The sequence below is a fragment of the Synechococcus sp. R55.2 genome, assembly GCF_047462075.1.
Lineage (GTDB): Bacteria > Cyanobacteriota > Cyanobacteriia > Thermostichales > Thermostichaceae > Thermostichus.
The window spans coordinates 20,415-34,215 of record NZ_JANSIH010000113.1 but is presented as its reverse complement, the minus strand read 5'-3'; the positions used below and the strand labels follow the sequence as shown (position 1 = coordinate 34,215).

Genomic DNA, 13,801 nt, shown 5'->3' with positions numbered 1-13,801 from the left:
CATCGCTTGTCGTTGCTCCTGAGGTATCCAGTGCTGCTCACGTCTTGCCATCGGCCTGCTCCAGATCCGTCTCCTCTCGAAGCCCAATCGGCAGCCTGTCGCCGCCAACGGCTCTCGCAAGCGGGGCAGCGGCTAGGGTTTGCATTGCTGCTCAGCCTACCCACCATGTTTTGGCCTTGGCCCGGATTTGCCCAAATTGCCGGATCCCTTCTCAGCCCTTTGGTGGCGGCTTGGATCCGTTCTGAGGTGCGGAGGGTCGATAACCTGCAGGTACAGATTGCCGGCTCTGACGCCCAGATTTTGAATGGGCAGATCCCTCAGGCCCAGGTGTCGGGAGACAACCTCAGCTATCAAGGCTTTCAGGTCAGCCATCTGCGGCTGCGGGGCCAGGATATTCGCCTCAATGTGGGCGAAGCCATCCAGGGACGGAGCCCGCTGCGGCTATTGGCCCCTGTGCCGGTGCAGGTGAGTTTACGCCTCACCGAGGAAGACCTGAACCGCACCCTTCAGGCTCCCCTCATCCAAGCCCAACTGGCCCAGGCCCAGGTGCAGTTGCCCGTTGGGGGCCAAGTGGTGCCCTTTCTCATCCGCCAGCCTCAGGTCACGCTGGAACAGGGTCGGCTGCGCATCCAGGCTAACCTGACCACTCCGGAAGGGGTGGAAGCGCCGGTGACGGTGCTGACCGGCCTAGAAGCCCAAGGCCCCAACCGGTTGCGGCTGGTCAATCCCCTCTGGGTGAGCGAAGGCCAAGAGATCCCCATCCCCGGCCTGGCCGATTTCCCCATTCAGTTGGATCCCGGCGTGCGCATCGACCGCTTGGAGTTGCAGCCCGGCCAAATCCTCTACGAAGGGATCCTGACCATTTACCCAGAAGTCGCAACCGTGCCGCAGGGATAGTTCGCCTGGGCAGGACGGAGACCTTTCCCGTTCAGCAACGGGTGTGATCGGGATCAATCTCAAAGGGTGTGCCTCTGGGCGAGGATCCCTCTAGCAACCGGAGGGAAAGGGATCTTGCTGGCCGTTTGCGTTGGTGCCCCGTCGGGAACCGCACCGTCCACAAGACGAGAGCGGCATCGACTCCCTTCGGTAGCCGGACAGGAGTGGTGTATTGAGGTGAGATCATGATCCAGCCATCCAACTGCAAACTCGACCCCTGGGTCGCGGTAGCGGTGCGGAGCACTTGCGGCTGGGCGCTGCTGCTGATTTTGTCGGTTGGTTTTTTGGGGGGATGTGCTGGCGACCCGGTTTCTACAGTCCCTCTGGATGGCGCTGCTGTCGGCACGCGGACGGCCACTCCCGAAGGCCGATCCTTTTCCGATATTCAGCCCGGTCGCGAGCCCCGTCTGAAACACCTTTGGGCCAGCTTTGTCATCAGCCCCCAGCAATTGCAATCTGCCCGCGAGGCTTCTGTCTCTCTCCATCCGCAGGCCATTTTTCCCTGCACCGACTGCGAAAGCCTGCCGGGATCCCCGCCCCCCACTGCTTCCCCCGCTCCAGGCACCTACCGATCTGACCAGCTCACCTTCTCCTTCCGGGTTGAGCCCAATGAGACGTCCACCCGCCTCAGGGGTAGCTTTCACCTGGATACCACCACGCCTCTGATCCACCCCGGCGCAGGGGTGCGCTTGGTAATCCAACGGGCTTTCTGGGGGGAAGACCCGCTGGAACCGCTGCCACCTCCCCAGGACTTTCACCCTCAGCAGATCATCCGAGGCCAGTTCCAGGAGCGCAGTTGGATCCTCCCTTTCTCCCTGCCGCATCCCCCTGCCGGTGAGGTCTTGCCGCCGCTGCGGCTGGAGGTTGTTCTCACCTCGCCAATCCCACCCGATTCCGCCCCCTTTCTGCGGGGTAGGCCGCTGCCGCCACCTCCGGGTCGGCTGTATCACGGGGTCGCTTGGCCGGGCATTCCCACTTGGGATCAACTCCTCGCCTATCGCCAGGCCATCGGTCAACCCCCCGCCTGGGCAGCCGTGGATCACCTCTGGGATCCCCGCCAGGACTTTCCACAGCAGTTGGCCAGTCGCCTGCGGGAAAGCGGCTCAGTCCCCTACCTGCGCCTGCGGCTAGATCCAGCCCAACTTTCTGCCTTGGCCAATGGGGATCACGATGAGACCTTGCGCTCTTGGGCCCGCGGGATCCAGCGCTTTGCCACCCCCATCATCCTGGCCGTCGTCGTTGGCGACGGGGATCCCGAACGCGCTCGCGGTAGCGGTGGGGAGCCCTTTGGTGGGACGGAGTCCTCGCTGCAACAACGGGCTTACCAACACCTGATGCAAACCCTGCGCTCTGTTCGCGTTAGCGGGACGGAGTCCCCGGCCAATTTGCTCTGGGTGGTGGAGCTGGACGGAGAAGATGCCAAGGCCGTGTCCACCTGGGCTCGGTTCCCTGAGATGGACTGGCTGAGCCTACAGGTAACGGGGGATCCCGCCGCTTTTGAACCGCTGTACCGCCGCCTTGAGGCCCTCAACCCGGAAGTGCCTGTGGTGATCCGCGGGCCAGCCCTGGGCTCGGAAGCCTCTCAACCGCTGCTGGAAGGTCTGGAGGCGCAGCGCTGGCCTCAGGTGATCGGCTGGAGCTGGACTTTAAGCCCGGACGGGATCCCTCCTGCAGCCGCACAAGATTGGCGGCAGCATCTGCAACAGGGGGATCCCCAGATATGGCTGGGGGAAATGCGGGTGCAGCCCCCGCCCAGCCCCCTTCCCTCGCCCAAGCTCTGAGAAAGGGCGCCCTGTCTGGAAAAACCTCCCGGAAAAGTCGATAATAAGCCAGCCGTTTTACCTTTCCTTCAGGAATTGTGGCCCTGATCCCCTCATCACCTCCCCTGTCCCGCTTCGCCCAGGCCATCCAGCAGGGGGAATTTCTGCTCACCGCCGAGATCACCCCCCCCAAGGGATCCGACACCAGCACCCTGCTGTCTTTGGCCCAGCAGCTCAAGGGGCGGGTGCATGCCATCAACATCACGGACTCCAACCGAGCCATGGCCCGCATGAGCCCCTTGGCGGCCTCGGTGCTGTTGCATCAGGCGGGTGTTGAACCGATCCTGCAGTTGGCCTGTCGGGATCGCAACCGCCTGGCCCTGCAAGGGGATCTGTTGGGGGCCTCAGCCCTTGGCCTGCGCAATGTGTTGGCCCTCACCGGGGATCCCATCCACATCGGCGATTGCCCCGATGCCCGCCCCGTATTCGATCTGGAGTCGGTGCGCTTGCTGCAGCTTATCCAACGGCTGAACAATGGCCTCGATTGCAACGGCAAACCTCTCCCGGATGGGGGCACGCATCTGTTGGCAGGGGCAGCGGTAGAACCCCAATCGGGCAGCTTTTCCGGCCTGGAGCGGCGCTTCCACCGCAAGCTGGAAAACGGAGCCCAATTTTTCCAAAGCCAGATGGTCACCGACTTCGAGCAGCTGGAGCGCTTCATGGATAAGTTGGGCCGTCCCGCCGGCAAGCCCATCCTGGCTGGCATCTTTTTGCTCAAGTCGGCCAAAAATGCCGAGTTTATCAACCGCAACCTGCCAGGAGTGAAGATCCCAGACGGGATTATCCAGCGGCTGGCCAACGCCGCCCACCCCCTCGAAGAAGGGATCCGCATTGCCGCCGAACAGGTGCGTCAGGCCCGCCAGATCTGCCATGGGGTGCATCTGATGGCCGTCAAAGCCGAGCACCTCATCCCCCGCATTCTGGATGAGGCCGGGATCCCTCCCCTGACCCACTAGCTCAAGACCTGCTCCAGCCCGTAGACCAAACCTTTGAGCTGCAGCACCTTGCGGATCCCCAGGATCACTCCCGGCATAAAAGCTATCCGATCCGTGGTGTCGTGTCTCAACGTGAGGGTTTGCCCCATCCCACCAAAAATGACCTCCTGATGGGCGATCAACCCCGGCAGACGAACGCTGTGAATGGGAATGTTGGGGCCAGAGAGCCCTCCCCGCGCACCGGGGATCAGCTCTTTTTCTTCCACTGAGGACTCCGTCCCGCTGTCGCGAACGGGCGGGTTAAAGGTTTTGCCCAATTGTCCCAGCCGTTGTGCCGTCTGTAGAGCCGTGCCGCTGGGGGCATCCGCTTTGCGGTTGTGGTGCAGCTCGATGATCTCAACGTGGTCAAAATACTGCGCCGCCTGCAGGGCCATCTGCTGCAGCAAAATCATGCCGATGGCGAAATTGGGCGCGATCAAACAGCCCACACCGGACTTATCCGCCAGATCCCGCAGCCGCTCCACCTGCTCCGGCGTCAGGCCCGTCGTCCCCACCACCGGGCGTACGCCAAAGGCAATGGCCGAGCGAACATGTTCAAAGGCCGACCGAGGATGGGTAAAGTCCACCATTACGCCGCGGCTGCTGCGCTGCGACAACCTCAGCAACTGCCCCGGCAGGTCGTCGGTAATCTCCACCCCCAGGGATCCCAGGCCCAGCACCTCGCCAATATCCGAGCCCAGTTGAGAGCGGGCCACCGCCCCCACCAACCTCATGTCGGGCGTCTGGGCAACGGCTCGCACCACCTCTCGCCCCATTTTGCCCAAGGCCCCCACCACCAAAACCGGAATGGGGGATGTAGCCGCTTCTGGAGCTGTCAACTCCTGAAAGTGCTCCCCACCGCTATCGTGGTCAACTGGATCAACCGATGTCGTCACCCGCTGCCACCCTCATCCAAGCTCTACGCAACAACTGGGAAGGAGAGGGATCCCTGCAGATCCATCACAGCTTCACCTCAATATCTACTCCTGCCGGCAGATCCAGCTTCATGAGAGCATCGATGGTTTTGGAAGAGGGGGAATAGATGTCGATAATGCGCCGGTGGGTGCGGGTTTCAAAATGTTCCCGCGAGTCCTTGTCGGTGTGGGGGGAACGCAGCACACAGTAGATTCTGCGCCGCGTAGGCAAAGGGATCGGGCCGACAGGTACGGCGTCGGTACGACGAGCCGTATCCACAATTTTGTCGCAGGAAGTATCCAGCAGCCGATGATCGTAAGCCTTCAGGCGGATGCGAATTTTCTGTTGGGTCAAAGTAGGCATGGCCGGAGAGCAATCCAGAGAACGGTGGACTCGAAAAGGTCAGCAGGGAAAGTGCTCCGCACCACTGTTGCGACCGAGTTGGTCTGGGGCCTCCAGCACTCAATCCCTGCCGAGAAAAAGCAGCTTACTTCAGGATCTTGGAGACAACACCCGCTCCGACGGTACGGCCACCCTCGCGAATGGCAAAGCGCATCCCCTGCTCGATGGCGATGGGCTGAATCAGCTCCACCGTCATCCTGACGCGGTCGCCGGGCATCACCATCTCCGGCTGGGATCCGTCATCAGCCGTAAAGGAAGAGATGGTGCCGGTTACATCGGTGGTGCGCACATAGAACTGAGGACGATAGCCGGCGAAGAACGGCGTGTGGCGACCTCCTTCCTCTTTCTTGAGGACATACACCTCAGACTCGAAGCTGGTGTGAGGAGTAATGGTCTTGGGCTTGGCCAGCACCATGCCGCGCTCCACTTCGTTCTTCTGAATGCCCCGCAACAGCACACCAACGTTGTCGCCGGCAATCCCTTCGTCGAGGGTTTTCTGGAACATCTCCAGGCCGGTAACGGTGGTAGAGCGAGTTTCTCGCAGGCCCACCAGTTCCACCGTTTCGCCCACTTTGATGCGGCCCCGCTCGATCCGGCCCGTGGCCACCGTGCCCCGACCAGTAATCGAGAAGACATCCTCCACAGCCATCAGGAAGGGCTTGTCCACATCCCGCTCAGGCGTGGGAATGTAGGAGTCTACCGCATCCATCAGCTCATAAATTTTGTCCACCCAAGGATCTTCGCCCCGCTGGGTTTTGGGGTTGGCGGTCATTCTTTCTAGGGCTTTCAGCGCCGATCCTCTGATGATGGGAACGTCGTCGCCGGGGAAGTCGTATTTGGAGAGAAGCTCCCGCACTTCCAGCTCCACCAACTCCAGCAACTCTGGATCATCCACCATGTCTTCTTTGTTTAGGAAGACCACCAAGCTGGGCACCCCCACCTGCCGGGCCAGCAGGATGTGCTCCCGCGTTTGGGGCATAGGCCCATCAGCCGCAGACACCACCAAGATGGCCCCATCCATCTGAGCCGCGCCTGTGATCATGTTCTTCACGTAGTCGGCGTGGCCGGGACAATCCACGTGGGCGTAGTGACGGTTGGCAGTCTGATACTCGACGTGGGCGGTGTTGATGGTAATGCCGCGAGCTTTTTCCTCTGGCGCTGCGTCGATTTCATCGTACCGCTTGGCTGTAGCCTGACCCAAAGCAGCCAAGGTGGTGGTGATGGCAGCCGTCAGGGTGGTCTTGCCGTGGTCAACATGGCCGATGGTGCCAACGTTGACATGGGGTTTGGTGCGTTCAAACTTAGCGCGTGCCATGAATCATCACTTCCTTTTTGGTTTCAGTCAGCTACTCATTTCCTTTGTTTTTGGCAATGATGGCTTCGGCGATACTGCGAGGAACTTCCTCGTAGTGGCTGAACTCCATCGTGAAGGTGCCTCGACCCTGGGTTTTGGAGCGAATGTCGGTGGCATAGCCAAACATCTCCGCCAACGGAACCTTGGCATTGACTTTGGTAATGCCGCCTTCTGTATTCATCCCCTCCATCTGGCCGCGGCGGGCGTTGATGTCCCCGATGACATCCCCCACAAAGGCTTCAGGGACTTCCACCTCGACCTTCATCATCGGCTCCAGCAGGGTAGGGCTTGCCCTGCGAGCAGCCTCCTTCAGAGCCATCGAACCGGCGATCTTGAAGGCCATTTCGCTGGAGTCCACCTCGTGGTAGGAGCCATCCACCAGAGTGGCGCGGATGTCGATCAAGGGATAGCCCGCCAGCACACCGGATTCGCAGGCTTCCCGGATCCCTTGCTCAGCCGGCCCAATGTATTCCTTGGGCACGACGCCACCCACAATTTTGGAAACAAACTCAAACCCTGTACCCGGCTCCGCCGGCTCTAGGTCGATCACCACATGGCCGTACTGGCCACGGCCACCGCTCTGGCGAACAAACTTGCCTTCCACGCGGCTGACCGGCTTGCGAATGGTTTCGCGGTAGGCCACCTGTGGGTTACCAACATTGGCTTCTACGTTGAACTCCCGCAGCATCCGATCCACCAAGATCTCTAGGTGCAGCTCGCCCATCCCAGAGATGATGGTTTGATTGGTCTCGGGATCCACAGACACGCGGAAGGTGGGATCCTCCTTGGCCAGGGCCTGCAGGGCCTTGGAGAGCTTATCGATATCGGCTTTGGTTTTGGGTTCTACAGCCACCGAGATCACCGGCTCTGGGATGAACAGAGACTCCAGGATCACCGGCGCATTTTCGTCGCAGAGGGTGTCTCCGGTGGTGGTGTCCTTGAGGCCCACCACAGCTCCCAGATCTCCTGCCCGCAGCTCATCCACGTCCAAGCGTTCATCGGCCTTCAGCACCACCAGCCGCGAGATTCGCTCTTTCTTGTTTTTGGTGGAGTTGAGCACATAAGTACCTTTGGTCAACACCCCCGAGTAGACGCGAATGAAGGTGAGATCCCCGTACTTATCACTCATCAACTTGAAGGCCAGGGCGGAGAAGGGCTCATCGTCGCTGGCACGGCGGGACACTTCTGAGCCATCTGGCAGCACCCCCTTGATGGCCGGAATATCCACAGGCGAGGGCAGGTAATCCACCACCGCATCCAGCAGCATCTGGACTCCCTTGTTCTTGAAGGCAGAGCCACACAGCATGGGCACAATTTGGCCGCTGATCGTGCCTTTGCGCAGACCCGCCATCAAGTCGGCTTCGCTCAGATCTTCTTCGGCAAAGTACTTCTCCATCAGAGCTTCGTCCGTCTCGGCCACTGCTTCCACCAGCTTGGCCCGATACTCTGCCACGAGATCTTTCATCTCCTCAGGGATGGGGGCCGGACGAATGTCTTTGCCGATCTCATCCATATAAATGCGGGCTTGCATCCGCACCAAGTCAACAATGCCGCAAAACCCGTCTTCGGCACCGATGGGCAGTTGGATGGGCACAGCATTGGCCTTGAGGCGCTCCCGGATCTGGTTGTAAACCTTGAGGAAATTGGCCCCCATGCGATCCATTTTGTTGACGAAGGCAATGCGGGGCACATTGTAACGATTGGCTTGCCGCCAGACGGTCTCAGACTGAGGCTGCACGCCGCCCACCGAGTCAAAGACGGCGATCACCCCATCCAGCACCCGCATGGAGCGCTCAACTTCAATGGTGAAATCGACGTGCCCAGGAGTATCGATGATGTTGATGGTGTACTCCGGTGCGCCGGAGAGGGGCTGGGAAGGATTTGCGGGATCCCGCTTGGTCCAACGGGTGGTGATGGCCGCAGCGGTGATGGTGATGCCCCGCTCCCGCTCCTGGGCCATCCAATCGGTGACCGCAGTTCCGTCGTGAACTTCGCCAATTTTGTGCACCAGACCGGAGTAGAAGAGAATCCGCTCTGTGGTCGTGGTCTTGCCAGCATCGATGTGAGCCGCGATGCCGATGTTTCGGACTCGTTCTAGGGGAACTGTGCGTGCCACGTCAACCTCCCAATCCTCGTCGCCCTGCGACTTGGGCAAACTAAAAAATCCTTTACAATTCTAATCTTTTTTGCCGATTTTTCTCCACCTCGCTGGAACTCTGGGTGGGCAGAACAGGGATCCCAAAAGTCTCCACTGCTCCGCCAGGCTAATTCAGTAGCGGTAGTGGGCAAAGGCTTTGTTGGCCTCGGCCATGCGATGCACCTCTTCTCGCCGCCGAATGGCGCTGCCGGTTTCGTTGGCTGCATCGATCAGCTCATTGGCCAACTTGGCGGCCATGGTGCGACCTGGACGAGTGCGCGAAAAGGTCACCAACCAGCGCAGCGCTAGGGAAGTGCCCCGTTCTCCTCTCACCTCCACAGGCACCTGATAAGTGGCTCCGCCCACCCGGCGGGCTTTCACCTCCACCAGTGGGGTGGCGTTGCGAACAGCATTTTCCAGCAAGGGCAGTGGGTCTTGGCCAGTGCGCTCCCGCACAATGTCCAGAGCTTCATAGAGGATCCTGGCAGCCAGGGATGCCTTACCCCTCATCATCAACTTGCGGATCAGCATGGTAACCAGACGGCTCCCATACTTGGGATCCGGGGGCACATCACGACGAGGGGCACGGTTGCGGCGAGACATAGGAGCTGGGTTGCTTGTTCAGATGGGGATGGCAGAAAGAAAGATGACGAGTGGGATATGGAGGGTTGAGGGTGAGGGCAAAGCTATTTTTTCTTGCCAGCGGCGGCTGGAGCTTGGCCCGGCTTGGGCCGTTTCGCCCCGTATTTGGAGCGGCCTTGTTTGCGGTCTTTGACCCCTGCAGCGTCGAGGGTGCCCCGGATAATGTGGTAACGCACGCCGGGCAAATCCTTAACCCGCCCACCGCGAATCATGACCACAGAGTGCTCCTGCAGGTTGTGGCCGATGCCAGGAATGTAGGCAGTGACCTCAAAGCCGGAAGTGAGGCGAACGCGAGCCACTTTTCGCAGCGCTGAGTTGGGCTTTTTGGGCGTTGTCGTGTACACTCGGGTGCAAACCCCCCGCCGCTGTGGACAAGCCTTCAGGGCAGGAGACTTGGTCTTGCGAGCGGCAACGCTGCGCTCCTCACGGATCAGTTGCTGAATGGTGGGCATGGGCTGGCAGAGAAGGTCACGGCTTAAATTTTAAATTATCCGGTTGAATTATCCGGCGATATTGAATCCTAGCAAGGCGGGATCCCAGCGTCAACTTGGGGATGGACTGCTGGGCTGTTAGCCTGGCCGAGTCTGAATTTCGGCCTCGTTCCCCCCTTGCCTCAGCTTTTTAGGAGACTCTGCACACCAGAAAGGATCCCTAGCAGACGATGGGCTGGTTAGATTGGTGGATTGTGCCTCCATGTCCGCTTTGCCGGCGCCCTGCCAAGGCCGTGTTCTGTCAAGACTGTCAAAGGCGGTTGCAGGCGGAGCGCCTTGCCACTTGGCCAGTCACCACCTCGCCTTTGCCACTTTACGCCTGGGGGATCCACCGGGGGGCGCTGCGCAGGGCCATCTACTGCCTGAAGTACGAAGGACAACGGCGCATTGGCTCGGTTTTGGGAGAATGGCTGGGATCCCGCTGGGTGGAAAGCCGACAGCCGTCTTCAGGCTCCCGTAGGGCCTATGGCTTGGACTATACGGTGGTGCCCATCCCGCTTCATGCGGAGCGCCTGCGGCAACGGGGCTACAACCAAGCCGCCTTGATCAGCCAAGCCTTTTGCCAGCGGACAGGTCTGAGACATTGGCCTGAGGCTCTGGTGCGGGTGCGGGCCACAGCGGCTCAACATGAGCTCAACCCGCTGCAACGACAGCACAACTTGGCCGGGGCCTTTGCCCTGAAACAAGTTCCGGCCACACCGGTGTTGCTGGTGGATGACATCTACACCACCGGCTCTACTGTGCAAGCCGCCCAGCAGGTATTGGCCGCTGCCGGGATCCGTGTAGCCGGGGTAATCGTTGCCGCTCAAACCCCAAAAGCCGCCTCTCCAGACTGGCCCGGCCCTCCAGACCCTATCCCGCCTCCACCAAATTAAAGGCCGTAACAAACATAAAGTCACAAAACTCGCGCACCAAGTTCGGATCCCGCCAGCCCTTGCGGGTTTCCTCCCGCAGCACTCCTATGGCCTGTTCGGCAGTCAAGGCGGGTTTGTAGGGGCGAGGAGAGGTCAGAGCGTCGAAAATGTCGATCACCTGAAAGACGCGGGCCAACAGGGGAATCTCTTCGCCTGCCAGCCCATCCGGGTAGCCGCTGCCATCCCAACGCTCGTGGTGGTGGCGGATGATCGGCAGCACATCCTGCATGGTGCGCAAGCCCCGACAAATGTCTTCGCCGATCAACACATGGGATTTCATGATCTCCCATTCTTCCGGGGTATGCTTGCCCTGCTTGCACAAAATCGCATCCGGGATCCCGACTTTGCCGATGTCGTGCAGGTAGCCGCCCCAGCGCAGGGCCTTGATCTGTTGACGAGACAGCCCCAAGTAACGGCCAAACTGTTCCCCCATGGCCACCAAGCGTTCGCAATGGTCACCCGTGGTGGGATCCCGGCTCTCCACAGCGCGGGCAATGGCAAACAACACCCTGGCAGCGTGATCCAGGTCTTCGTTCAAGCGCTTTTGGTGGATGGATGAGCGTACCCGCGCCAGCAGCTCCACGTGATCGAAGGGCTTGGTCAAAATGTCGTCGGCCCCCACCTGCATCCCCATCAGGCGATTGGAGCGGTCGGTCAGGGCAGTGATCAGCACAACGGGGATCAGGCGGGTCAGCTCATTGGCCTTCAGTTGCCGGCAGACATCGAACCCGCTCATGTTCGGCATCAGCACATCCAACAGCACCAAGTCTGGCCGAAGCCGCTCCACAGCCTCCAAAGCCTCTTCGCCGTTGGTGGCCTCGCTCACGCGGAAGTGGGCCGACCGCAACAGCTCACCGATGTAGAGGCGGCTGCTGGCCTGATCGTCCACCACCAAAACATGATCCGCCTCCGCCAGCTTCGGGTTTAGACGGGGAAAGGGGGTGTGAGTCAGGCGGGAGTTCATGGCGGCCAAAATCTAGTCTTGCATCGAGTACGAGCTTTCCCCCTCAGCCGGATTCGGCGCAACCCCACAGGGGATCCCAGTCCAGACCCCTGGCGGTAGGATGTCAACGAACTCGAATGACATCCCTTCGCCTTCACATCTGGACACACTTTATACTCAGACTTTTAAGTCTGTACTCCGCAACTTTGCTGAACCTACTGCGCTCTTTGTAAGGCTGCCTGATGGGGATCCACATTGAGAAACACGGTGGCATCTCCCTCGACGCGGATGATGCGCAAAGGGGGCAGCGAGCCCGTCGGGTTTTGGATGCGCTCTTGCAGCTTCTCGTAGAACAGCAGATCCGCCAGTTGCGCGTTCTGCGCTGCCGCTTGTCCTTTCAGCTCGATGGCCCGCTGGTTGGCCGCCGCCAGGATTAACAGTCGCTCCGTCTCTTTTTCCTGGATCTGCGCCCGCACTGCCGCCGTTTGTGCTGTAATCGAGGCCACCTGTTTGCGTTCAATCGAGTCTCTTAAGGCTTGTGGGAAATCGGGGTTGCCCAGAAACAGGCCCTCCACCTGCACCAGAGGCAGGGTTTGGCCATCGCGGTTGACAGTGGGCATCTCTTGGCGAATCAAGTCCAGCGCTCGTTGTTCGATGGCAGCCCGCTGGCTTTTCCGGTAAAAGTCTTCCGAATTGAAAGAGGCGGAGATATCCCGGATTTTGGAGCGCACCACCGGCACCACCACCGTGGAAAGATAGTTCTCGCCGATGTTGGCGTGCAGCTCGTCCAAAGTGGCGAGGTTGGGCTTGAGGGCAATGGCTACATCGATGGCAAAGGCTTGCCCATCGGCGGTGTTCACGGTGATGGCGTTGCTGATGGCATTGGCCGAGGCGGGGTCGTTGGTAAACTCCCAAACGCGGGTGAGCACGGTGTAGGTGATCGGCGTCTCGATCCCTGGGATCCGGAAGATGGCCCCTGGCAGTTCCACCCGCCCCTTCTGCAACCCGGAAAAGGTATTGAAAACTACAGTGGCATGTCCGGGCAAAGTGACGTACAGGCAAGCGCGGAGCACTCCCAGGGCCGCCAAGACGGCGATCCCTCCTACGGTTAACCAACCCACTCTGCTTTGGGGTGCTTCTCCTGTTGGATACATGGCGGCTGCTCCCGTTCGAGGGTCGGTGAGAAGAGCTGAAGAAGCTGGGGCTGAGCCAAAAGGATTGATTTCCTAATTGAGTTATCTATTTGGTGATCAAAGTTTCCAGGCGGGATCCCAGTACTGTGGCTTTCACCACCTCTAGGTACTGCGGATTTTGGGTGAGGGCCTGTGCTTTGGCTCTCAATTGACCGGCTTCTGCCTCCGCTTGAGAAATGATGGCGCGGGCATCTTGGCGGGCCTGCTCGATCTCAAATTGCTTTTGCGCCAGTTGATTTTCGGCAATGGTCTTTGCCTCAATGGCCGCTACAAAATCAGGATCGAAATCCACATCCCGCAGCAGAAAATCCAAAACCTCGATGCCGTATTCCTTCAGCAGAAGAGCCACCCGTTCGCGGATTTGGCCCTGGAGCAGCGGACGCTCGGTAGAATACAGAGCCTGGGCAGAAAAGCCGCTGGTCTCATTCAGAATGACCGACCGGACGATGGGGGCGATGCGATCCAGGTAATTTTCCCCCAGTTGCGTATAGACCTTGGGGGCGTCCACAATGCGAAACTGCAGGGTCGCCTCAGCCGCAATCTGCTGCCCATCCTGAGAAAGGGCCACCAGCCGCGGCGCGTAGGCAGTCGGGTCGTTGTCCTTCCAGGTCAGAGCTTGGGTTTTTACATCAAAAATCACCGTGCGAGAGACAAAAGGCGGCACCCAATGCAGACCTGGCTGCAAAGCCATCGGGCTCACCCCCCCTCCCCAGGTGAACACCACCATATTTTCTCCATTGCCCACCAACCGCAGCGGCCTGCCCATTGCCACCAGGATCAACACGGCTCCGGCAAGGGTGGCCTTGGGCAACCAGCGACCAACTCGCCTTTCCCAACCTTCTGCTCGCATCTCCCCATCTCCTGCGCATGCAGCCATTCTCGCGGCTGTGGGGAAATGAGGCTGAGAAATCGCCGCTATCTTTTAAGTTTTCTCCAGGGATCCCGCGAGAGATCCCGCGCTTGCTTACCCACTGTTCTCAACGATGTCGAGTTCTCTACAAAGTTCACAAAAGATCACTTCATACTTTGCAAAGACCCGTGACGGACAAGCGAAAAGGGAAGAAGATTAAAACATAATAA

Annotated in this window: 13 protein-coding genes; 4 read left to right on the top strand and 9 right to left on the bottom strand. The window is 59.8% G+C overall.

Annotation, left to right across the window (positions count from 1 at the left end; genetic code table 11):
• Positions 1-6 precede the first annotated feature (6 nt).
• The 3 genes from NW838_RS04315 (at position 7) to NW838_RS04305 (ending at position 3,712) form a co-directional block, all read left to right on the top strand.
• Positions 7-897, top strand: a complete 891-nt coding sequence (locus NW838_RS04315; RefSeq protein WP_414427558.1) for a DUF2993 domain-containing protein — start codon at positions 7-9, stop codon at positions 895-897.
• A 224-nt stretch (positions 898-1,121) separates the two neighbouring features.
• Positions 1,122-2,717: a hypothetical protein gene (locus NW838_RS04310; protein ID WP_414356395.1), complete on the top strand. Its 1,596-nt coding sequence runs from the start codon at positions 1,122-1,124 to the stop codon at positions 2,715-2,717.
• Positions 2,718-2,794: 77 nt separating this feature from the next.
• A complete protein-coding gene (locus NW838_RS04305; RefSeq protein ID WP_414356397.1) occupies positions 2,795-3,712 on the top strand; it encodes a methylenetetrahydrofolate reductase in 918 nt (305 codons plus the stop codon).
• Here the strand turns inward: NW838_RS04305 and dapB are convergent.
• From dapB to rpsL, 6 genes are all read right to left on the bottom strand, one after another.
• Positions 3,709-4,569, bottom strand: a complete 861-nt coding sequence (gene dapB, locus NW838_RS04300; protein WP_414356412.1) for a 4-hydroxy-tetrahydrodipicolinate reductase — start codon at positions 4,567-4,569, stop codon at positions 3,709-3,711. The two genes, NW838_RS04305 and dapB, sit on opposite strands and share 4 nt — an antisense overlap.
• 121 nt (positions 4,570-4,690) lie before the next feature.
• Entirely contained in the window at positions 4,691-5,008 is a 318-nt protein-coding gene (gene rpsJ, locus NW838_RS04295) for a 30S ribosomal protein S10 (protein ID WP_414328725.1), read from the bottom strand.
• 124 nt (positions 5,009-5,132) lie between these two features.
• Positions 5,133-6,362, bottom strand: coding sequence for an elongation factor Tu (gene tuf, locus NW838_RS04290; RefSeq protein ID WP_414356399.1), 1,230 nt, complete (start codon positions 6,360-6,362; stop codon positions 5,133-5,135).
• A gap of 31 nt (positions 6,363-6,393) precedes the next feature.
• Complete coding sequence (fusA, locus tag NW838_RS04285; RefSeq protein ID WP_011432555.1) at positions 6,394-8,517, bottom strand: elongation factor G; 2,124 nt, start codon at positions 8,515-8,517, stop codon at positions 6,394-6,396.
• Positions 8,518-8,670: 153 nt separating this feature from the next.
• Positions 8,671-9,141 (bottom strand): 30S ribosomal protein S7, encoded by a 471-nt coding sequence (rpsG, locus tag NW838_RS04280; RefSeq protein ID WP_011432554.1) that lies wholly within the window; start codon positions 9,139-9,141, stop codon positions 8,671-8,673.
• Between the two features lie 83 nt (positions 9,142-9,224).
• On the bottom strand, positions 9,225-9,632 hold the full coding sequence (gene rpsL, locus NW838_RS04275) for a 30S ribosomal protein S12 (RefSeq protein ID WP_011432553.1): 408 nt from the start codon (positions 9,630-9,632) through the stop codon (positions 9,225-9,227).
• Positions 9,633-9,841: 209 nt separating this feature from the next.
• Between rpsL and NW838_RS04270 the strand changes: the two genes are divergently transcribed.
• A complete protein-coding gene (locus NW838_RS04270; RefSeq protein WP_414427557.1) occupies positions 9,842-10,546 on the top strand; it encodes a ComF family protein in 705 nt (234 codons plus the stop codon).
• Here the strand turns inward: NW838_RS04270 and NW838_RS04265 are convergent.
• From NW838_RS04265 to NW838_RS04255, 3 genes are all read right to left on the bottom strand, one after another.
• The gene (locus NW838_RS04265) at positions 10,524-11,549 is read right to left on the bottom strand and encodes an HD-GYP domain-containing protein (protein WP_414356403.1); all 1,026 of its coding nucleotides are present in this window, start codon (positions 11,547-11,549) and stop codon (positions 10,524-10,526) included. The two genes, NW838_RS04270 and NW838_RS04265, sit on opposite strands and share 23 nt — an antisense overlap.
• Before the next feature lie 194 nt (positions 11,550-11,743).
• Positions 11,744-12,682 (bottom strand): prohibitin family protein, encoded by a 939-nt coding sequence (locus NW838_RS04260; protein ID WP_414427556.1) that lies wholly within the window; start codon positions 12,680-12,682, stop codon positions 11,744-11,746.
• An 85-nt stretch (positions 12,683-12,767) separates the two neighbouring features.
• The gene (locus NW838_RS04255) at positions 12,768-13,571 is read right to left on the bottom strand and encodes a prohibitin family protein (protein ID WP_414356407.1); all 804 of its coding nucleotides are present in this window, start codon (positions 13,569-13,571) and stop codon (positions 12,768-12,770) included.
• Between the last annotated feature and the right edge of the window lie 230 nt (positions 13,572-13,801).

Bases quoted from the DNA above. Each gene is read 5' to 3' on its own strand.
- rpsJ (WP_414328725.1), bottom strand. From the start codon at position 5,008: ATGCCTACTTTGACCCAACAGAAAATTCGCATCCGCCTGAAGGCTTAC.
- NW838_RS04255 (WP_414356407.1), bottom strand. From the start codon at position 13,571: ATGCGAGCAGAAGGTTGGGAAAGGCGAGTTGGTCGCTGGTTGCCCAAG.
- NW838_RS04260 (WP_414427556.1), bottom strand. From the start codon at position 12,682: ATGTATCCAACAGGAGAAGCACCCCAAAGCAGAGTGGGTTGGTTAACC.
- NW838_RS04310 (WP_414356395.1), top strand. From the start codon at position 1,122: ATGATCCAGCCATCCAACTGCAAACTCGACCCCTGGGTCGCGGTAGCG.
- NW838_RS04265 (WP_414356403.1), bottom strand. From the start codon at position 11,549: ATGAACTCCCGCCTGACTCACACCCCCTTTCCCCGTCTAAACCCGAAG.
- tuf (WP_414356399.1), bottom strand. From the start codon at position 6,362: ATGGCACGCGCTAAGTTTGAACGCACCAAACCCCATGTCAACGTTGGC.
- rpsG (WP_011432554.1), bottom strand. From the start codon at position 9,141: ATGTCTCGCCGCAACCGTGCCCCTCGTCGTGATGTGCCCCCGGATCCC.
- NW838_RS04270 (WP_414427557.1), top strand. From the start codon at position 9,842: ATGGGCTGGTTAGATTGGTGGATTGTGCCTCCATGTCCGCTTTGCCGG.
- rpsL (WP_011432553.1), bottom strand. From the start codon at position 9,632: ATGCCCACCATTCAGCAACTGATCCGTGAGGAGCGCAGCGTTGCCGCT.